This is a genomic window from Paenibacillus sp. 4624, from assembly GCF_050435065.1.
GTDB lineage: Bacteria > Bacillota > Bacilli > Paenibacillales > Paenibacillaceae > Paenibacillus > Paenibacillus amylolyticus_D.
On the sequence record NZ_JBNDJR010000011.1, the window covers coordinates 215,835 to 236,878 of the forward strand.

The following is a 21,044-nucleotide window of genomic DNA, read 5'->3' on the forward strand; positions in this document are numbered from 1 at the left end:
GATGTTCCATTCATGACTTCCACCAGAAGTGACTCTTCGGAAAACCAGCATTCAGGTTCCATTGTACAGATCATTCGCTCCATTCCCGGAGCTGCCCTGGAAGTATGGCGAGGTAAACAAGCCGCCTGGCACGCATCTGCAAGGCTTAGACATCCTTTGCGTGACCTGAATTGGAACGCAGATACGGCTGCTGCTCTGCAAGCTGAGGTAGAGAAGTTAATCCCTACAACAGGCAAGCCATCTCCTTCACGCAACAATCAGGAACGTGCACTGGTGTGTGAAGAGGACTGCATCATTCTTGAAGAAATCAAAACCTTAACACAGCAGCAGAATCGCAGTAATGTGACTCGAACCGCTGCTTATCTGGAATGCTACGAGCAGTATCCCGAGCTGCATTGGGCACTGCTGGCACATATGGTGTCCCGCAACGGCGGATATCATATGACCGACCTGCACAGTGACCTGATGCATAATCTGCAAAATCAGAAGGATCGTGAGCATATGTATCGCTTGCTGGAGCGGTGCAATGCCCTTATTTTTCAGGATGCCTATCCTCAGTTGCAGCTGTATATCCACAGCCGGCGGCTTGGACGAAGCTGCTTCCATCTGTTGTCTCATTTTCACGTATCAGCGTTTATGACGCCGTTCTGGGAGCGATTTTGGCTCGAACGTTGCAGTTCCATACTGAGTGTGGCCTTAATTATTAATGAGCAGAACTATATTGAGAGCCGTGTGGTGCAACATCCTTATTTTCAAAAAGAAGTCCTCTCCAAACCTGCTTTTCATCTGCACAATCTGGCAGGACTGAACCACATCGTTTTCCCTCTTGCACAAGGAGGCGGTCTCGCCGGGCGGGTCATTGAGCATTTTGGCAAATTGAATGAACGTATCCAGTTCGGCAAAGGGCTGTATGCCCTGTTATTTGGTGTAGAGCAAGTGCTTCAGCAAGTACTGGCCTTCGCGCGAACCGTACCTCATGGTGGCTCACGAGCCGAATATTGGCCAGGCCTGTTTACCAAGCACCAGAAAGGGCCAGCAGACCATACCCTGTACACGGATGCTTTATTGAATGAGGAATGGCTGCCGGAAGGTCAGCGTTTATACTCTCCTGAGTTACTCGCCGTTTGGGAGGACGCACCCTATGAGCCGATTACAAGACATGACTGGCTGGAAACACGAGATTGCCTCGGATACCTCACTGCGCCACGCAGACCTTGGCTGTTTGAGATGAGTCACGAGCATCGGTATGGCATGTTAAAAACAGCACTCGCTCATGATGTACAGGTCATCACTCACTAATTGGAAGTAATATTGCAGAATCAAGCCATGCCCCCTTGAAAGCCATTTCCACCTTAACGGAAGACTGCCCTTGGATAAAAAACAAGCGTCGTCCGCTACAAAGAGCAGACGGCGCTTTATTTATGAGGGCTAAATCCCCATTATCCTATACTCATGCTGAAATCCATTCATGCGTGAACGCTACGCAGGCAAGTCGGGAGAATGTCCTTCACTCTAGCAACAAACGTAGAATATTCACGTTGTGAAATGGCATGGATGTTATCCCCGTTGTCCAGCGCCGCGTTGCAGACGCATAAGCGGACGGAGAATTTTTTGCAGAATTCGCGGGTAACTAGTTAGCTCGTCCTTACGCAACACACGAAGAACCACCATCAGCACGAGATATACCACAACGACCAGCACACCCACGACCATACAGGTTAACAGGAAGGATACCCTTGCAGGCAAGAACGCACCAAAGATCTGGTTTCCACTCCAATTGGCCGCGAAGCCGACAGCTGCCGCGAGAAGCACCGTAATAATAAATCCAATCCAGCGATCTCCCATAATCGAGAAATCTACAATTTTACGCAGTACACGCAGATTCAGATATGTGATGACCAGGAAACATAGCGCTGTTGCAATGATGATTCCGTAAATACCGAAGATCGGCGCCAAGATAAGACTCGCAATCAGCTTCACGATAATCCCTGCCGCTACACTAATCATCGTGATTCGTGGTTTCCCAACCCCGAGCAGCATGGAGTTCGTCGTCATCATTGTAATCTGGAAGATGGTACCGAACGTCAGCAATGCAATAATCGGCGTGCCGTCTGGAGTTGTGAACAGCAAACCGTTTACCGAATAAGCCGCCGCACACAGGGTAATCACAATCGGCATTCCCGTCAGAATGGAAATACGCAATGCCAGCGTCACCTGATTTTTCAGATGCAGCTCATCTTTGCGAGCAAAAGCCGCCGAAATGACAGGCACAAGGGACTGACTGAGCGCTATAGCGAGAATCGGCGGAATACCGGCTATACTCTGGGCTTTGGCACCAAGAATCGCTAGCACGCCTGTCGCTTCTTCCAGACCGATCCGTCCACTAAGCAGGGGAACGACGAGAGAAGAGTCGATAAAGTTGATAGCTGGGACAGCAAGTGAAGATAACACAATCGGAATTGAAAGTTTAAAAATATCGGTGTAAATACCGCGCATCGGCAGCTGCTCTGCACGGTCATAATGCAGCTGAGCCGCACGATCACTTTTGCGGAGCTTCAATGTGAAGTACAGCATCACCGCAAATGCGCCGATACTGCCAAACACACCACCGAAGGATGCCCCGGCTGCAATCGTCTGATCATCATAATTCCATTGCAGCATCACATAAGCCACAATAATCGCTACGCCTACGCGCGCAAACTGCTCTACGATCTGCGAAATGCCGCCTGCGGTCATATTCCCGCGTCCCTGGAAATAACCACGCATCATCGCGATCGCCGGGAAGAGCAGCAGGGCCGGAGCAAGCGCCCGGATGGCACTCACGGATTCCGGTACTTTGGAAATATGGGTGGCATAGAATGGTGCTGCGAACCATAACAGAACAGACATGACCACACCGGCCACGGCTGCAAAGATTAAGGCTGCACGGTATATCTGCTGCGCTTCCCCAGCGCGTCCGAGCGCGTAGCGTTCCGACACCATTTTACTCAGCGTACTCGGTATGCCCGCCGTTGCGACAGTTAACAGCATTAAATACACCGTATTGGAAATCGTGAACGATGCGTTACCGATATCCCCGAGGATGTGCTCCAGCGGCACACGCTGCACCAGACCGAGTACCCTTGCAATCAATGCGGCAGCCGCCAATATGAGCGTACCTTTAATAAATGTTTCCTTCTTAGACAAAACGAATTCCCCTTCTTTCCCCCACACCGGACCTCTCCGGCCCTAAGCTAGCTAACCCGACATTCTAGGCGAATCGAACCACCCAAATAATGAATAGAACAATCATCACGAGTTGCAAAATAATTTTCATCACCGTGCTGGTAAACAGACCGACGACAGAGCCAAACCCAACTTTGGATGCTTTGGAAGGCGAGGAACCGCCGATCAGCTCTCCGATAAACGCACCGATGAATGGCCCCAGGACAAGTCCAAAAGCCGGAATCACAAACGGGCCAATGATTACACCGATGGTACTCAGCGTTGTCGATAGCTTGGAGCCGCCGAACTTTTTGACTCCCCAAGCACTTACCACATAATCCGCCACAAACAGCACCACCACGATCAGAATCTGAATAATCCAGAACCAGACCCCAAACGGATCAAAGCTGAAGAACCAGCCGTAGACCAGAAACGCGAAGAAAATCGCGATTGCACCCGGCAAGATCGGATACACCGTACCTGCCATACCTACTGCAAACAGCAGTACAATTAAAATCCAGCCAACGGTTGCCAGCAAAGGTTACTCCCCCTTCAAAATATGTTCACGAATCAGATGTGCAATGCCATCCTCATTATTACTTCCTATAACCAAATCCGCTGCTTCTTTTACCTGCTCCTGTGCATTACCCATTGCAACACCCAGACCGACGGCTTCAATGACAGCCAGATCGTTCAGACTGTCGCCCACAGCAACCACTTCGGACATGTCGATGCCAAGCAATTGGCATACTTCAGCTACACCGGTAGCTTTGGAGACGTTCTCCGGGTTTACCTCAATGTTTACAGGGGAGGAATTGGTCATTTGCAGACCACCCATTTCCTGCAACTCCATCATAATCTGATGACGAATTTCATCATCCTCGGTGGTAAATCCAAATTTGAGCCATTCTAACCCTTCGATGTTATCCGTCCAGCGATCACGGTTATATAGCTCCTCCACGGAGTATGCCCAGTACCAGCTGTTATATTTCTCCCCGATCTCATACATCTTGCGGATTAACGCCGGGTCCATCAGATGACGCAGGTGAAGCTCATGTGGAGCTTTCCAGACTTCACTGCCGTTGACTGTAACCATTGGCGTTTCCAGTCCAAGCTGTACCGCATAGGGCATAGCGTGGTATACGGCTCTTCCTGTAGACAAGCACACATGCACCCCTCGACGAATGGCGATCTGTATCCACTTGGCCGTCTCCTGTGTAATTTCATGATTATCATTCAGCAACGTGCCGTCCATATCCAGGGCCAGCAATTTATATTTCAGTTCACTCATGCTGTAGATCCTCCTCCAGTATTCTCTCTCCTATAAACCATCTTGCATCAATAATACTCCCACATCCACTTTTTCCAAGCTCTCTCTACTTAAACAACAAGATCGCCCGGTATCCGCGAAATCGCAGACGCCCCGGACGTCACAGCTAACGACATTTTACCACAGATCATGCATATGCAACAAAGTAACCTGTATTTGAATCTTTGAAGGTGCGCGGCCCATTTTTCTGAAAACACGGAACACCAAAAACCGCCTGCTATGCAGACGGTCATCTAAAATTTATGGATTTATGTTCAACGTGCGGCATATTTACGGCGTACGTAACGAAGTACAATGCCATGTTTCGGTGACAGGAGTAACGCAAGTACAAACAGAATGCCAGCCACAGCCACCATGCAACCTGCAATAGAAGCATCCATCGCGTATGCCATCAGGTAACCACCAACAGAGGAAGCTGCACCGATCAGTACAGCATACAAAATCATTTTACCAAGCTGATCCGTGAGCAGATAAGCCGCAGCTGCAGGTACAATCAGCATACCAACCACAAGAATGGAGCCTACACTTTCAAAAGAAGCAACGGACGTCATGGACACGAGTCCCATGAGCGCATAATGGAACAAAACCACCGGAATACCGCATGCAGCAGCCAGAGCCGGATCAAAAGCACACAATTTGAACTGTTTGTAGAACAATCCGACAACAACGAGAATGATGAGTAACGTAATCCCCAGCATCCACACCGCTCTAGGCCCTACGTCCAACCCCCACAGCGTTAACGTATCCCATTGCACATAGGCAATTTCACCGAACAACACACAATCCAGATCCAAATCAATATGTTGTGCATTCAGACTGATCAGGATGACCCCCACAGCAAAGAGCGCCGTAAATACAATACCGATAGATGCATCCGAAGATAGTCCTCCCGCTTGAAGAGTCTGAATGAAAAACACCGTCAACAGCCCAAACACTGTTGCACCCAGCAGCATCCACAGAGAGTCTCTGGAGCCGCTCCACAGAAAAGCAATCGCAATACCCGGCAGCACGGCGTGACTAATCGCGTCTCCGACCAGAGCCATACGGCGCAGAATCAGGAAGCAACCGAGAATGGCGCAAGCAGAGGAGACGAGTATTGCGGTTAGAATAATCCAAAATGTGGCCACCTACATCTCCCCCTGCTTCTGTGTTTGAGGCTGTGCAGTATGCACCTGCAGCGTGCCTTGCTCTTCACGCATATAAGCTGCTTTCGCCTGAACGCTACGCAGCTTGCGGGCGAGCAGTCCACGTCTCGGCGCAAACAGGGCAGATCCAACAAACAGCACCGTAGCCGCAAGTACCGTTACAGGTCCAGTAGGCAAATTAGGAACAAATGTGCTGAAGAGTGTTCCTGCGGCACCGCTTACAGCGCCAAATAATCCAGCCAGCAGCACCATCAATGCGAGCGAATCGGTCCAGCACCTTGCCGCTGCCGCTGGGGTCACCAGCAGTGCCGCAACCAGCACCACGCCTACCGCCTGAATTCCGGCGACAACAGCTATAACCGTTAGCAACAGAATCAATTGCTCCAGCACCCCGACGGGCAACCCCATGCCTCTTGCAAAACCCGGGTCAAAGCTCACGAGCTTGAATTCCTTGAACCAGACAAGGCATGCAATCAGTAATACAAAACATACCCCTCCCATCACATACACATCGGTGAGCACCATCGATGCGGCTTGCCCGAACAGGTACTTGTCAAGGCCGCTTTGGCTTCCGCTAGCGCTGTGTTGAATACGTGTCAGCATCACGACACCGATACCGAAAAATACCGTCAGAACAATGCCCATTGCCGCATCCTGCTTAATCCGTGAAAACCTGGTTATCCACGAAATACCGAAGGTCGCCACAATTCCTGCAATGAGCGCTCCGAACAGGAACAATCCGATCGACTTGGTTTCCGTCAACATAAACGCGATACAGATTCCAGGCAACGCCGCATGTGCTAGTGTATCGCCCATCAGACTTTGACGACGAAGAAAGGTGAATGAGCCGATAATGCCACTGCTGAATCCGAGCAGCAGACAACCGAGCAAAATCCAGCGTGTGTTCGGGTCTGACAATATAGATACAACCCCATTCCACATAACTACACCTGGCCTTTCTCCGCTCGGCTGCCGATCATCGCAATGCGGCCTCCGTAGGTTTCCTGTAATAAATCAGGTACGAATACTTCTCTTGTTGGCCCAGCGGCAACCAAACGTCCATTGAGTAGCAGTACATGATCGAAGTATTCCTCTACCGTTGCCAGGTCATGGTGAACAACAAGCACAGTCTTGCCCTGCTTTTTCAATTGCTCTAACAGCAAAATGATCGCTTTCTCTGTCGTGGCGTCCACTCCTGCAAAAGGCTCATCCATGAAATACAAGTCAGCATCCTGTACCAGTGCTCTGGCCAGAAATACGCGCTGCTGCTGTCCACCAGACAACTGGCTGATCTGCCGATACATGTAATCCCCCATACCGACTTGCTCCAGGCAATGAGCCGCCAGGTCTTTTTCCTTTTTCCCCGGTCGTCGGAACCAGCCCAGATGTCCGTAGCGTCCCATCATGACCACATCCAGCGCATGTGTCGGAAAGTCCCAATCTACAGACTCTCGCTGTGGCACATAACCGATACGCCGCCTTGTTTCACGATAAGATCGTCCAAAGATCTCAATGTCACCGTGCATTTTCGGAACAAGCCCCAGAACCGCTTTGATCAACGTTGATTTGCCTGCACCGTTCGGTCCAAGAATGCCGATGAGCTGCCCTTCGGGTACATCAAAGGATACATTGCTGAGCACCGGCTTTTTGTGATAAGCCACGGCCAGATTCCTTACACGAAGAGGCGAAGAGACCGTTGCTTGTTCTTGTCCAAACTGATCGTTTTCTCTATTCACGACTGATTGTTTCATTGCATTAATATCATTCATCTTAGCTCTCCTCTCTTCAGATGATTTATTATTTCAAAGCCGCCGCTATCGTTTCCACATTGTGCCGTACCATTCCAATATAGGTGCCTTCTTCCGTCCCCTCGGCTCCCATCGCATCGGAGAACAGTTCACCGCCAATGGCCACCGTATGCCCCTTCTCAGCCGCACCAGCTATGATGGCCTCCATCGCTTTCGCAGGTACACTCGATTCGATAAATACGGCTTTGATTTGATTTTCCACGAGAAAATCTCTTAGTTCACTTACATCTTTGGCGCCATATTCTGCTGCCGTACTGATGCCTTGAAGCCCCATCACTTTAATGCCATAGGCTTGACCAAAGTAACCAAATGCATCATGTGCTGTGACCAGCACTCGGCTTTCCTCAGGGATCTGCTCTATTTTCTCCCGCACTTCCGTATCCAGCGCTTCCAGCTTCTCCAGATATGCTGCTGCCTGCGTCTTATACTGTTCCGCATGATCCGGATCTGCTTCCACCAGCGTGTCACGCACAGCTTCGGTTGCATGCATCCAATGCTTGACGTTAAACCATACATGCGGATCATACTCTGTTCCGCCTGTTGCTTGACCGGAATGCAGTTCCTCTACCGGGATTTTTTCGGCAACTGCGGTAACCTGTTTGCTTTTAGACATTTTCTCCAGAATATTGGTCATTTTCCCTTCCAGATGAAGGCCGTTATAGAAGATGACCTTGGCTTGCTCCAGTTTGCGAATATCGCCTTGGGATGCCTTATACAGATGCGGGTCTACTCCTGGTCCCATCAACCCGGTAACCTCAACATATGCTCCGCCCACCTCTCGCGCTATATCCGCGATCATGCCTGTTGTTGCCGTGACCTGCACTTTACCAGTGCCGTCTGCTCCCGAAGTACTCGAACAAGCTGAAAGTAAAATGATCAGAACAACTCCTATCAGCGTCATGACTCCACGTTGAATACTCCTCATCTTCACCATTAACAAAATCAATCTTCCCCTTTCCCTGTCCTAAAATATTTGTCCATAACTAATTAAGTTGTGCAATGCACTAAATTTTAAACTCGTCTAATAATGTTTCCCTTGTGCAAATTTTAGCCGATGGAAAAACAAAAGGCAAGGGATATTTTCCCTTGCCTTTCCTATTGCTTATGAAGTTCAATCTAAAGCAGTTTATCCAATACTTTGATGAGTATGCCGTTGTTTCCTCTTGTTTTATGCCCTGAATCATCAATCTTGTTCTTTATTTTGATCCTTCTTCCCCTTCGGGATGCCATCCAGTCCATACACTTCATCATAAGCATCAAAAATTTTGCGTGCGATTGGGGAAGCACTGACCGATCCAAAACCGCCTTCAGGCACGATAACCGCTACAGCCAGTTTCGGTTTGTCTCTTGGAGCAAAAGCAATAAATACACCGTTCTCCTTTTTATTCGGTCCGGTTCCTTGCTCCGATGTTCCTGTCTTTCTGGCAAAATCATAAGGGAACCCGTCAAAGGAGCTTACTTTGGTCACCATACCCTTATGCACTTCGTTCCAGTGTGCATCCGCAAACTGCACTTCATTAAGAACCTTTGGCTCAAACTTCTTCACCACATTGCCATCCGCATCCCGGATTTCCTTCACCAGGTGTGGCTCCATTCGTTTGCCCTTATTCGCCAGCATAGTGGTGTACTGTGCCAGCTGCATCGTGGTATATTTTGCTTGCTGACCAAAGGATGCAAACGCCAGACGTGTCAGAGCACTTTCTCGCCCCTCTCCCTCTCTGTACTCCAATCGGCCAAGAAATTCATTGGGCAGATCAATACCTGTGGACACACCTAAGCCAAAACTCTTCATGTATTCGTCCCATTTATCAATGCCCTTGTCTCCACCATATTTTTTTAACAACTGCTTGCCCACCATATCAATCATGAATGCATTGGATGATTTTTCGATAGCTCTCCGCGCAGTAATGTTTCCATTGTACGCCGAGTGTGAGTTCCTCACTTGCCGACCATCTTTGCCGAGTACAGCATAACCCTTATCATGATACGTCTGTCCTGCAGTGAACAGTCCTTCTTTTAGTCCAATGAGCACGCTGAGCGGTTTAATAACCGATCCCAGCAACACCACGGATTCGGCGTGACGCGGCTTCTTATCATTAGGCAGAAATGACTCTGTCGTTCCATTGCGGAATACAAATTTGATTTTGTCATAGTCCCAATCATTCGGGTCATAGTCCGGCATACTCGCCATGGCTACCACATTACCTGTGTCGACTTCCATAGCTACGGCATAACCCGTAATCGCCTTTGGAAGCTTTCGTAATTCGTCCGTAATGGCTTTTTGTGCCGCGAGTTGAATTTCCTTATTGATCGTCGAGATCAGACTGTACCCCTTCTCTGGTGGAGTCAGCTCCATTGTGCCTGTAGGCAGATTCCGAGAGTCAATATCAATGGATTGATATCCGCTTCTTCCGCGAAGCTCCTGCTGATATTGCAGCTCCAGACCATCGAATCCAACTCTCTCATCCTGTGAATACACCAATCCTGGATCACGTTGAGAAGCCGATTGCTCTATGATCGTTTTGTATTGCCTCAATGCCCCTGCTCCCTTAAAGTCCCGTGTATAACCAATAACCTGCACAGCAACACGATCAGGGTCATATCTCCGTACATTCTCTTCCAGCACCATAACGCCGGGATACTCCGTTTTTTTCTCTAGAAAAAAAGCAATTTCCTTGGTCGTCAGATCGGACTTAACCAGTCTTGGCACATAACCGAATGTCTTCTGATGATCCAGATCCAGTCTTTTAATAATCTCCTCTGCATCTGGCTGCTTCTCGTCTCCTGGATTGAATCGTTTGAAAATATCCGCAAGTTCACGGGCCAGTCCCTCGGCTTCCTGCCTGCGATCATCATTACGATAATCTTCATATAACAGCACATACAGTGACTGTACCGGCTCCGAATAAGCAAGCGCCACTTTCCCGGTCGCATCATAGATCGGGCCGCGCACCGGGGCTAGAGGGATATCTTTTGTATTGCGCGTGGATTCCATATACGTCAGTTCAGGCCCTTCGACAAACTGCACAAACGCCAGTCGGAAGATCAAAACGCTGAATATGACAAAGGCTACGAAAAAAAACACATTCAGCCTTGCGCTGGAAGGTTTATTTACCGCTCTCTCGTCTTTGTTCGGCGGTTTATTTTTGAGTCGGTTAAACATATGTCCCCTCTCCGTTCTTCTGCAAGTGTAAAAATGTAAAAGTTACGCTATCTATTCAAATCAAAACGTCATAACAGACACAAACAGACAACAGATCAAAATGGCAAACTCTCACCCCTTAAGTTTATCAAAAGCAGACTGTAACGTCTTTCTATTTTTGGTTACATTTTCGTAATATGATACTTTCATAAGTAATACAACGTTATCCCATACTTACTCTAGATCCTGGCCAGCACTCTGCCCTCTGTATATAACGTAATTCCATTGATTAGGTTACATAAAAAAGCAACAAAAAAAGGCCCCCGTTCTGAGGGCCTTTTAGCGTATGGCGTGCAGGATCTCGATCACTGCATTACTGCGTACTCGTTTCTGTTTCTTTATCTTTATTTTTTTTCGGAACGCCATCGAGGCCAAATTCCTGATCGTAAGCATCAAAGATCGCACGTGCAACCGGAGCGGCACTGTTGGAACCGAAGCCCCCCTCAGGGATCATGACAGCAACAGCCAGCTTTGGATTGTTACGGGGTGCATAAGCGATAAATACCCCGTTATCCACCAACTTCCCTCCAATATTCTGTGTCGACGTACCTGTTTTTCTGGCAAAATCATAAGGGAAGCCGCCAAAAGCAGAAACCTCGGTAGCCATACCACGCTGTACCTCATTCCAGTATGCATCACTGAAGTCTGCTGTGCTGAGTACCTTCGGTTTCACCTTCTCCACCACATTGCCTTCCGAATCCCGGAACTCTTTAACAAGCTGTGGTTCCATGCGTTTTCCTTTATTCGCAAGCATCACGGTATACTGCGCGAGCTGCATGGTTGTATATTTTCCTTGTTGTCCAAAGGAAGCATATGCTAGTTTGGTCAAGGAACTTTCCGTTTCATTTTCATATTCTTTACGCCCAGCCCATTCATTCGGCAAGTCTACTCCTGTTTTTATACCAAGACCAAACTGCTCCATGTATTTATCCCACACACCAACGCCCTTAGCACCATATCGTGCGTACAACTTCTTACCAACTTCGTCAATCATAAATACGTTGGAGGAATGACGAATGGCGTCACGAGGGTACATGGCACCATAAACGTGCCCCGACGAGTTCTGTACGCGCCGGTTATCTCCGCCGAACGTAGTTGAACCTCGGTCGATATACACCGAGTTAGTGGTAAAGAAACCTTCCTTCAAACCGATCAATACACTAAGTGGTTTAATCGTTGAACCGAGCAATACGACGGATTCTGCCCTTTTCTTGGAATCACTAGGCAGGAATCCCCGGATCGTACCATTCTGGTAAATATATTTAATTTTATCGTAATCTTCTGTGCTGATGCTGCCTGTTCTCCACACATTGGTATCGTAATCAGGCATACTGGCTGCAGCTACAACTTTCCCTGTATCCACTTCCATCGCTACGGCAAAGCCCGTTTTGGCATTGGGATGCAATCTGCCGGATACCGGATTACGATGCAACCAGCTTAGCTGATCCATAATTGCTTGCTCTGTTTTTACCTGCACATTTTTGTTGATGCTGGAGATCAGATCATACCCTTTTTGCGGCGGGGTTGTACCCGCTACACCTTCAGGCAAGTTACGCAGATCAACGTCAACCGACGTATAACCACTTTTGCCCCGCAGCTTATCCTGATACTGCAGCTCCAGTCCATCAAATCCGACAAACTCATTCTCCGTGTAGACCAGACCTGGATCAGTCTGCGTTTTGTTTGCTTCATCCACTTCTTTATACTTGTTCAACGTTTTGGAGCTTTTGAATTTTTTCAAATAACCAATGGATTGAACGGCAACTGTATCCGGATCGTAGTATCGTACACTTTCTTCCACGATCTGAATGCCCTTGAATTCATCCTTATGCTGGAGAAAATAAGCAACCTCTCCTTCGGACAAATCACTCTTGATCAGACGTGGCATAAACCCATTGGCCTTGCGAGAATTCAGATCCATTTCCTCTATAATCTGATCCACGGTCAAGGATTCGGCATTGGGGGTTTTATACTTTTCAAAGACATCATGCAGACGCGCAGCCATCTCTTGAACTTCACCAATTTTCGGATTCGGCTGGCCATCCACATCCCCGTAGTTTTTGTACAATGTGAGATACAGGGACTGAATCGGCTTGGAATACGCCAGTTTCACTGTTCCCGTAGAGTCATAGATGGTTCCTCTCACCGGAGCAAGCGGCACATCCTTCGTAATGTTACTCGCTTCTTCCTGACTGAGCTCTGGTCCTTCGACGAACTGTAAAAAGGCCAAACGTACAATGATTACACTAAAAATAACAAAGGAAGCGAAGAAAAATACGTTCATCCGGTAGCTAAAACGCCGTTTGTCCGCAAGTTCATCCTTCTCATTGGAATGCTTTTTCATTCATCCTACCTCTTTCATGACTTGATGCATACCGCAGAACGTTAACTTCCCGGCATGATAACCTGGCAACGTCGTCATATTCCGAACCATATCCGTGTCCGGTGTATATCAAGCTGACTGATCTTTCAGATGCGTGTCGGCAAAGTTAGGTGGGTTAAACCAATCTCCGCTGATGGCCCACGTTGGATCAAGCGGAACCCAGCGATTAGAATTACTCAAATAGACTTCATTCCAAGCATGAGGGCCGTAACCTCCCTGACCGTTATACCCCAGACCTGTAACAACCTTCACATCAAGCCCCTGGGAACGAGCCATCACTGCGTAGAGGCGGGCATAATCGATACATACCCCTTTGCGTGTATCAAAGGTATTCTGCGGGGTCTGTTCATGCCATATTCCTCTCTGCTCATAATCATCGACTTTTCCGTAGTCGTATTGAATCCGGGTGCCAACCCAGTCATACAGAGCTCTGGCTTTTGCCTCATCCGTCGATTTCCCTTTGACAATCTCCTGCGCAGCTTGCTCAATATCGGCCGGAATATTGTGGTCAATCACCTCATACTTCCGTTGCAGAATACTTCCAAGTTCCTTCTGCACAGCCTGCGTAAATACCGGAAGCTTGTCCTTGATAAACGTACCAGACAAAGGCTCAATCACCGATTTTGCCCCCTGCATATAGATCGGGGACGCCTCCACATAACGGCTGAACATACTGCCCGGATATAAACTGACGATCATGAACAATATAGCAATCACCATGATTCCTCGGACTGAACCGATGACCGTCCCGATCACTGCGCCTGTCAGCCGGCTAAAAATCCCTTTTGGTGCAGCTTGCTCATCTCCTGCATGTCTTCTGCGAAATATGAAGGATGTTAAAAATCCAAGAATCATGCGAATCAAGCCGTAACTCAGTACAAATATTACGGCAAATCGCATCAGCGGGAAATCCGCAATTGCTGTAACCAGCGTATAATACAACTGTTCCCACCGGTTCAACTCACGGTTAGGCATAGCCGAAGCATGTACAGACAACCATTGCTGTACATAAGGCGCAAGCCATAACGTCAGACCGATGGATAACAGAATACCAATGACCGCCATAATACCGTCCATCAGGAAACCAAAGAGTCTCCCCGCAGAACGTGAAGCCCCTCTGGACCATCCCTGTAATAAGGATGCTGCTACGATCAATAGCAACAAAATGGTAATCCCATTTAACTCCTTCAGGCTGTCCAGCCAAGTTTGCAGCACGTCTTCATTCCTCCTTTATAACTACGAAGCAGGTGCTGTTTTGTTTTTTTGTGCCTGTTCGACAAATGTGCGGATCGTTTCGTTGCCCATCTTCCATTCTCCAAGCGAAATGCCGCGGAACGTCACATCGACTTTATCCGACTTCGTGCTACCCTTAAGCTCAACATTAGGACTGGTTATCGTAAACTCACCATTTTGTCCGGCCGAATAGGTTGCTTTGGAAGCTTCCTTGAGCATGATGCTTGTTGCTTCTTTCTTGAGTGTGTCCATCGTGCTGGACTGCACGTCTGTGACGGTTTGTTTGATCTGTTCAATGGAGATGCCGCTGTATATCAGCAGAGCCGCAATAATGATGATGGCAATCGCCCATTTTAACATCGTTTTGACCACATTCAGAACAAAGAACAAAATGATCAGCGCAACGACGATCACCAGCCAGTTCTGCATCACAAACTCTTTGATTACTTCTATGTTCATGATTACACCTTCCGAATTAGAATTAATTCATGACTTCCCGAATATTATACATGATTTCCGAACCTGCTGTCAGCTAAGCCCTCTCCGGCAAAAATAAACGGTCTAAGTTCGTCCTGCGGGGCGTACAAGTAGTACCATGAGGATTCGTCCGACGAACGTGGACACGTTCAAGACCTGTGTACAAACAGGCATCGCCTAACAAGGAGGGGCTCTAGTGAAAACGGCCATCTGGCTATACCTGTTTTTGTTTCTAGCTGTGTTTGATCTGCATGCCCAGTATCCCATTCTGACGCCGTTTGCGATATCGCTCGGTGCGGCTCCAACCTTTATCGGCTGGATGATGGGCATCTATTCCCTAACCCATCTGCCTGGCAATCTGATTGCCGGGACACAGATTGATAAACATGGGAGCCGTCGATATATTGTGTTCAGTCTGGTAGGTGCGGGGTTCATCCTGCTTCTACAGGCTCATATTCATACCCCTTGGCAACTACTCGCGCTACGCTCCATCAGTGGCTTTGTATTAGCCTTTCTGTCTCCGGCATGTCTGGCCCTGCTCGCTCAACTCTCCAATGACCCGGTGAAGCAAGGAAAATACATGTCGGGTCACGGTGTCGTGCACACGCTGGCTTCTGTGGTGTCACCCGCTGCAGGTGCGATTATCGTAGGTGCCATGGGCTTCTCCGCCACCTTCTCCAGTCTCGGCTATCTGCTCATCCTGACAGGTGTCATTGCACTGCTCACCATGCCGCGAGGCCTTGTTCGCCAGCCGCAGCTATTGACGGAACCCGCAAAACCTGGCCTTGCGCCTTCCGGCTCCGCTAAAGCTACCTCTGATCCCACGCCAGCAGATGTGCCAAAAGCATTCCTGCCCGTTTCCTGGCGTTATTTCATGCTGCCCCTGGTCATTGCCTGCGCTCAAGGTATTCTATTTTTCGAATTACCGCTGCGGGGAGGCGGACACTCCTCCATGATGTCGACGGGTTTACTGTTTTCAATCATTAGCATCGGTGCGCTCTTTACGCTCAGCATGCTGTTTCTTAACCGTTATTCGCCCAAACTGCGTTTAGTTGCTGGTGTGCTGCTGATGTCCTTGAGCTTTTTTGCAATGGCAGCCATTCCTCAAATTTCGTTATCCATTGTGTTATTTGTGCTCGGGATGTCCAAAGGCATCATTTTTCCCGCGATGGCTACACTTTTTATTCACTTAAGCGGCGGCAGCAAGCTTGGGCGTATTTTCTCTCTGCAATCGATTGCCACCTCTATTGGTTCGTTTATTGGTCCGATTACAGCTGGACAGCTGAGGCTGGGCGTATCCCCTTATTTCATTGCTTTTATTTTGCTGATGATTGGCATCTTGCTGCTCCCCTATTATACGTCCAGACATACTGCCCCGCTCTCATCTTCCGATGCGAATAGCATCCTGGGGTGAAGCATCTAAGCTTGTCCTGACCAACTTATTCGTTAGAGCCTTCTCAAGTACAATTTAAACTTTGCATCATTCCCCCATTTCCAGATACACTATAAGTACATTCAGTCGATTTTCGCTGTAACATTTCCCGGGGAATGTCGACATCAGCTCTCGAATCAGGGGTGAATACGATGCCTATTCATGTCATTGTGGAAGGTAAAAATGATCGCAGTAAACTCAAACGTTTAGTGGGGCCAGAGATCAATATTTTGTGCACATTCGGAACGCTGAACTCCCTTAAACTAGAGACACTGCGCAAACAAGTGGGATATGATGAAGTTTATTTATTCATGGACAATGACAGCTCAGGCAAAAAAATAAGAGGTGTACTGCGCGACGCCTTTCCCGATGCGGTACAAATGTACACCAGGCGTGGGTACGCAGGGGTTGAAGGCACACCTGATGAATACATCATCTCGCAATTAGAGAAGGCCGGACTGGAGGAATATATCCAGTATCCTGACGAACCTTCCTATTAAAAAGAACAACGACAAAAAGGCTGTTCCTGGTTAAAGCAACCAGAGACAGCCTTTTCTAAAGACTTAGTGCCTAACATTTTACATTGTTATTCTTTAATCAGCCTGCGAATGTCCTCGGCAATGACTTCCGGCTGTACATCTTCGGTATTAAAAGCGTTATACACCTTGCGCAGCTGGTTATTCTCATCCACCAGACCAATCATGTTCATATGGGCAAAATCATCCTTATTCTCGCCTTCGATCAGAATCTGAAACGATTCTTTGGCTAACTGCTTGGTTTTATCCATATCCCCACGCAGGAAATACCAGCCAGAATAATCCGCGTGGAAACGGTCGGCGAACGTTTTGATCTTCTCTCTTGTATCCACTTTTGGGTCGAAGGAAATCGATACAAAGGATGCCTTATCTCCGAAAGTTCCATCTTCTTTCAACAAGTCCTGCACCTGAGACAGTGTAAATGTCGTAATCGGGCAAACATCAGGGCAACTGGTGAAATAAAAGTAGAACAATCGCACTTTGCCCTGCGTATCCGCCAGCGATACGTTACGACCATCCACATTTTCCATGGAAAACGATTGGATCTCCCGAATCTCGGGTAATTTCTCTTGGCTGGCAAATGCCGTGTTCCACATTAAATACACCGCCATAATCAGTGCAATACCGAGCAAAATCCATGTCCATTTGTATTTCTTAATGACCTGCATCCTTTTCCCTTCCCCCCAACAATATACTAGTGAATACGCATACATATTTAATCCATAAAACCCTCTGTTAAGCTTCCTTAGCTTTCTGATACAAAATGATTTCGTTTAGCGCGCTAAGTTAAATCTACGTTATCATTTCGGCCAAGGGATACATATGTATAATACAGTGCCTTCATTGCGGGACTGCGGGACATATCTTGTCTTATAACAAGGTCGTTGTTTACAAAATATGTCTCATCGCGACATGTTTATTGAAGCAGCCACGCGACTTCCGATATAAATTTTATCACAATAACCAAGGGAATAGTTTGACAATGTTCGTACATTTGTTGGGAAATGAACAGATTGTTCCCAGCGCTCAGCAGGTTTTGCATCCATACAGGTGGATAATATACACTATATATGGGCATCACCTAGATAGAGAAGGTTAATAATCTGATAACGATACACTGACGATACACCTTATAAAGGAGAGATTTATGGATACCTCTACACATTTTGTCATGGGCATTGGTCTGGCGGGTCTCGCTTATGTTGATCCTGTCGTTGCAACCGACCCCATGCTGGCAGCTGCCGTCATGGTGGGCACGATCGCTGGCTCCCAGGCCCCTGACATTGATACTGCACTGCGTTTTAAAAGCAACTCGCTCTATATTCGAAATCATCGGGGACTGTCCCACTCGCTGCCGCTTCTGTTGTTATGGGTGCTGCTGCTTACGGGTGTGATCGGATTGATTTTTTCAGGAGTTTCACTTGGTCATGTTGCCCTTTGGACTGCCGTAGCTGTAGGCGTACATGTCTTCACAGACTTGTTCAATACGTATGGAACACAAGCTGCCCGTCCTTTTACAGAACGCTGGATTGCGTGGAACATCATTCATATCTTTGACCCGTTCCTGTTTACTACGCATGTGATTGCGATTCTATTATGGGCTTTCGATCTTATTGCACCTGCTCCGCTCTTTACTACGCTGTATATCCTGATTGGAATATATTATATATGGCGTACAATCGCGAGGGCGCTGGTCGTTCGAAAAGTGAGACGTATGGATAACAGCCCGGAACCAGCCAAATACATTGTGATTCCAACGATTTCCTGGAGCCGCTGGCATGTTGTCAAAACGAATAAGGATGGAAGTTATGAGCTTGGTAAGATTGATGGTTCTGAGCTGACCTGGAGCCTGCATGCCACCTCGTCCACTCATGCAGCCGTTGCAGCTTCACGCAAGGCACCGGAGGTTAGTGCATTCCTCTATTTCACCTCTTATGCTGTAGCCGAGGTAGAGGAACTTCCTGTCGGATATAAAGTTCGCTGGGCTGATGTTCGGTATCGACACCGGAAACAATATCCGTTTGTCGCTGTAGTTATCATGGATCGCAACTTCAAAACGATCGATACCTACGTAGGCTGGCTAAGCGATGAGAAAATGGATAAAAAACTTTTATCTGCTCGCCCTTGACGCGGACCTTGGTTGCAGGGCACAATCGTTATAGGAACGATTGCGCGGGAAAAGCCCGGAGCGTTATCCGCTCCGGGCTTTCACTGCTTTGGTATATAAATTATTTGCCAGACAGAGACTGCTCAGCGATTTGTACCAGACGTTTGGTGATATATCCACCCAAAGATCCAGTCTCACGGGAAGTGTAGTTACCATAGTATCCGTCTTGCGGGATAGTTACACCCAGTTCTTGTGCAGCCTCCATTTTCAATTGTTGCAGAGCTGCTGTCGCTTGAGGCACCACCAAGTTGTTAGAAGAGCGAGATCCTTGAGCCATATTTAAAATCTCCTTTCAATCTGTGTCTGTAATGTATTGCAAGCTTGCAAGATTATTATGGCTCGCACGCTTCAGGTTATACGAAAATTCAATAAATTTGTACATGGAGGTTTTTCCCAATGAGCAAAGGCTTATCCTTATGGTTTGCATTTTCTTCGATTGTTTTGTTAACGGTTACAGCAATTACGATTTCATACAACGGCTGGCTTGCAGCCTTGCTATTTGTTCTATCTATGGCTAATATCGTTTGGGGATTTGTCATTCGGGCGAAAAAAGAACGTCAGGAAGCCCGCTCGGCTTCCGAATCTGCTTCATAGCCTGTTGCTATATATGAAGTTAATAAGTCAAAAAAAGGAGGCGGATGAATTCATCCGCCTCCTCTTCTATATTCACATGATTAACCGTTAATGGCTTTATCCAAATAAATTGACTTAGCTGAACTCGTATTCCTAATTACAGCTTACGTCTAGGAACGAAACCCATCCGCGCTTTCACCGCGTCCAGCGTCTTCGCAGCATCCTCCTCAGCACGACGTGCCGAAGTCTCTAATACATCTGCAAGCTCACCAGACTCACGAATTTCGTTGTATCTTGCTTGTAGCGGTTCAATCACAGAGACAACTACTTCGGCGAGTTCCTTTTTGAATGGGCCGTACATTTTGCCCTCGTAACGCTCAGCCACCTCATTCAGTGTCATACCCGCACATTCCGCATAGATGCTCATCAAGTTGCTAACCTCTGGCTTATTCGCCGGATCATAGACAACTTCACGACCAGAATCCGTCGTTGCACGGCTAATTTTTTTACGAATGACGTCCGGCGGGTCTAACAGCGCGATATAACTGCCGGCATTGGGATTACTTTTGCTCATTTTTGAAGAAGCATCATCCAGTGACATGACACGCGCACCGACTTGTGGAATATAAGGTTCAGGAATCGTGAAATATTCTCCATAGCGATGGTTAAAGCGCCCTGCCAAATCACGAGTCAACTCCAAATGTTGTTTCTGATCTTCACCAACAGGCACGAGATCTGCATTATACAACAAAATATCTGCAGCCATCAGAGATGGATAAACGAACAACCCGGCGCCGACAGAATCTTTGCCGGAAGATTTGTCTTTAAACTGAGTCATACGCTCCAGCTCACCCATCGAGGTTAGCGTAGTCATCAACCAGCCGAGTTCAGCATGCTGTGGTACGTGAGATTGCAGAAATACGTTTGATTTGCTCGGATCAATTCCGGCCGCGATGAACAAAGCGGCTACAGCCTCGGACTGCTCACGCAGCGCTGCTGGCTCTTGTGGTACTGTGATAGCGTGAAGGTCTACAACCATAAAATGACATTTGTAGTCATGTTGTAATTTCACAAAATTTTTAATCGCACCAATGTAATTACCCAGTGTAAGCTTACCGCTGGGCTGAATGCCTGATAATACGGTTTTCATATCCCAATACGCCTCCCTAATTCACATAATCTAGAATTTTAAACTTTGCTCTTCTTTCTTCTTAACTTCTGACACCTGAACACGAAGCATATTCGCTCTCTGCGAACGCAAAAAAGCCCCACATCCGCAAGGGACGTGAGACCGTGGTGCCACCCTTATTCGCTCTCCACTCCGCTGCCCTCATATGCAGGGATATAGCAGGAAGAAAAGCCTTCATTGTTCCGTAACGTGGAATAACCGGCATAACCTACTGAGATCTCCCTGCATAAGCTCGATCTGTTCAGCTATACACTCAAGGGTCCATTCAAAAAAGAGTTCACACCAGTTCACATCAACCACTGGCTTTCTGAAGAGATTACTCCTTGCCTACTTGTCCCCGTCATCGCTTTGATATCATTCAATTC

At 47.7% G+C, this 21,044-nt stretch carries 19 protein-coding genes and 1 other annotated feature; of the genes, 5 read left to right on the forward strand and 14 right to left on the reverse strand.

Features of this window, described 5'->3' with window-relative positions; all coding sequences use genetic code 11:
- The first annotated feature begins 12 nt into the window (after window positions 1-12).
- Window positions 13-1,299, forward strand: a complete 1,287-nt coding sequence (locus tag ABIE27_RS23705) for a DUF2515 family protein (protein ID WP_123064708.1) — start codon at window positions 13-15, stop codon at window positions 1,297-1,299.
- A gap of 258 nt (window positions 1,300-1,557) precedes the next feature.
- Here ABIE27_RS23705 and ABIE27_RS23710 read toward each other — a convergent pair whose 3' ends face one another.
- The 11 genes from ABIE27_RS23710 to ABIE27_RS23760 form a co-directional block, all read right to left on the reverse strand.
- The gene (locus ABIE27_RS23710; RefSeq protein ID WP_123064771.1) at window positions 1,558-3,186 is read right to left on the reverse strand and encodes a putative polysaccharide biosynthesis protein; all 1,629 of its coding nucleotides are present in this window, start codon (window positions 3,184-3,186) and stop codon (window positions 1,558-1,560) included.
- A 64-nt stretch (window positions 3,187-3,250) separates the two neighbouring features.
- Entirely contained in the window at window positions 3,251-3,739 is a 489-nt protein-coding gene (locus ABIE27_RS23715) for a DUF456 domain-containing protein (protein ID WP_123064772.1), read from the reverse strand.
- A gap of 6 nt (window positions 3,740-3,745) precedes the next feature.
- Window positions 3,746-4,495: a Cof-type HAD-IIB family hydrolase gene (locus tag ABIE27_RS23720; RefSeq protein ID WP_123064709.1), complete on the reverse strand. Its 750-nt coding sequence runs from the start codon at window positions 4,493-4,495 to the stop codon at window positions 3,746-3,748.
- A gap of 293 nt (window positions 4,496-4,788) precedes the next feature.
- Window positions 4,789-5,661, reverse strand: a complete 873-nt coding sequence (locus tag ABIE27_RS23725; protein ID WP_123064710.1) for a metal ABC transporter permease — start codon at window positions 5,659-5,661, stop codon at window positions 4,789-4,791.
- On the reverse strand, window positions 5,662-6,621 hold the full coding sequence (locus ABIE27_RS23730; protein WP_123064711.1) for a metal ABC transporter permease: 960 nt from the start codon (window positions 6,619-6,621) through the stop codon (window positions 5,662-5,664).
- Window positions 6,622-6,623: 2 nt separating this feature from the next.
- Complete coding sequence (locus tag ABIE27_RS23735; protein ID WP_429351691.1) at window positions 6,624-7,430, reverse strand: metal ABC transporter ATP-binding protein; 807 nt, start codon at window positions 7,428-7,430, stop codon at window positions 6,624-6,626.
- Window positions 7,431-7,476: 46 nt separating this feature from the next.
- Window positions 7,477-8,421: a metal ABC transporter solute-binding protein, Zn/Mn family gene (locus ABIE27_RS23740; protein WP_123064774.1), complete on the reverse strand. Its 945-nt coding sequence runs from the start codon at window positions 8,419-8,421 to the stop codon at window positions 7,477-7,479.
- A gap of 249 nt (window positions 8,422-8,670) precedes the next feature.
- The gene (locus tag ABIE27_RS23745) at window positions 8,671-10,650 is read right to left on the reverse strand and encodes a peptidoglycan D,D-transpeptidase FtsI family protein (protein WP_429351666.1); all 1,980 of its coding nucleotides are present in this window, start codon (window positions 10,648-10,650) and stop codon (window positions 8,671-8,673) included.
- 352 nt (window positions 10,651-11,002) lie between these two features.
- Window positions 11,003-13,033 carry a peptidoglycan D,D-transpeptidase FtsI family protein gene (locus ABIE27_RS23750; RefSeq protein WP_429351667.1) on the reverse strand — a complete coding sequence of 677 codons (2,031 nt, stop codon included), beginning with the start codon at window positions 13,031-13,033 and terminating at the stop codon, window positions 11,003-11,005.
- A 108-nt stretch (window positions 13,034-13,141) separates the two neighbouring features.
- Complete coding sequence (locus ABIE27_RS23755; RefSeq protein ID WP_123064714.1) at window positions 13,142-14,287, reverse strand: transglutaminase domain-containing protein; 1,146 nt, start codon at window positions 14,285-14,287, stop codon at window positions 13,142-13,144.
- A 21-nt stretch (window positions 14,288-14,308) separates the two neighbouring features.
- Window positions 14,309-14,764, reverse strand: a complete 456-nt coding sequence (locus ABIE27_RS23760) for an ATPase (protein WP_123064715.1) — start codon at window positions 14,762-14,764, stop codon at window positions 14,309-14,311.
- Window positions 14,765-14,978: 214 nt separating this feature from the next.
- Between ABIE27_RS23760 and ABIE27_RS23765 the strand changes: the two genes are divergently transcribed.
- Together ABIE27_RS23765 and ABIE27_RS23770 are read left to right on the forward strand one after the other, a co-directional pair.
- Entirely contained in the window at window positions 14,979-16,196 is a 1,218-nt protein-coding gene (locus ABIE27_RS23765; protein WP_123064716.1) for an MFS transporter, read from the forward strand.
- Window positions 16,197-16,366: 170 nt separating this feature from the next.
- Window positions 16,367-16,714, forward strand: a complete 348-nt coding sequence (locus tag ABIE27_RS23770) for a toprim domain-containing protein (RefSeq protein WP_090919605.1) — start codon at window positions 16,367-16,369, stop codon at window positions 16,712-16,714.
- An 86-nt stretch (window positions 16,715-16,800) separates the two neighbouring features.
- Here the strand turns inward: ABIE27_RS23770 and ABIE27_RS23775 are convergent, their stop codons facing one another.
- Window positions 16,801-17,418, reverse strand: a complete 618-nt coding sequence (locus tag ABIE27_RS23775) for an SCO family protein (protein WP_123064717.1) — start codon at window positions 17,416-17,418, stop codon at window positions 16,801-16,803.
- A gap of 479 nt (window positions 17,419-17,897) precedes the next feature.
- Between ABIE27_RS23775 and ABIE27_RS23780 the strand changes: the two genes are divergently transcribed.
- Complete coding sequence (locus ABIE27_RS23780; RefSeq protein ID WP_123064718.1) at window positions 17,898-18,878, forward strand: metal-dependent hydrolase; 981 nt, start codon at window positions 17,898-17,900, stop codon at window positions 18,876-18,878.
- A 100-nt stretch (window positions 18,879-18,978) separates the two neighbouring features.
- Here ABIE27_RS23780 and ABIE27_RS23785 read toward each other — a convergent pair whose 3' ends face one another.
- Window positions 18,979-19,194, reverse strand: coding sequence for an alpha/beta-type small acid-soluble spore protein (locus tag ABIE27_RS23785; protein WP_090919614.1), 216 nt, complete (start codon window positions 19,192-19,194; stop codon window positions 18,979-18,981).
- 119 nt (window positions 19,195-19,313) lie between these two features.
- On the opposite strand from ABIE27_RS23785, the gene ABIE27_RS23790 reads away from it, so the two are divergent.
- Window positions 19,314-19,511, forward strand: a complete 198-nt coding sequence (locus tag ABIE27_RS23790; protein WP_123064719.1) for a hypothetical protein — start codon at window positions 19,314-19,316, stop codon at window positions 19,509-19,511.
- A 136-nt stretch (window positions 19,512-19,647) separates the two neighbouring features.
- On the opposite strand, the gene trpS is transcribed toward ABIE27_RS23790, so the two are convergent.
- Window positions 19,648-20,640 (reverse strand): tryptophan--tRNA ligase, encoded by a 993-nt coding sequence (gene trpS / locus ABIE27_RS23795; RefSeq protein WP_123064720.1) that lies wholly within the window; start codon window positions 20,638-20,640, stop codon window positions 19,648-19,650.
- A 126-nt stretch (window positions 20,641-20,766) separates the two neighbouring features.
- Window positions 20,767-21,032, reverse strand: a binding site (T-box leader).
- Window positions 21,033-21,044 lie beyond the last annotated feature (12 nt).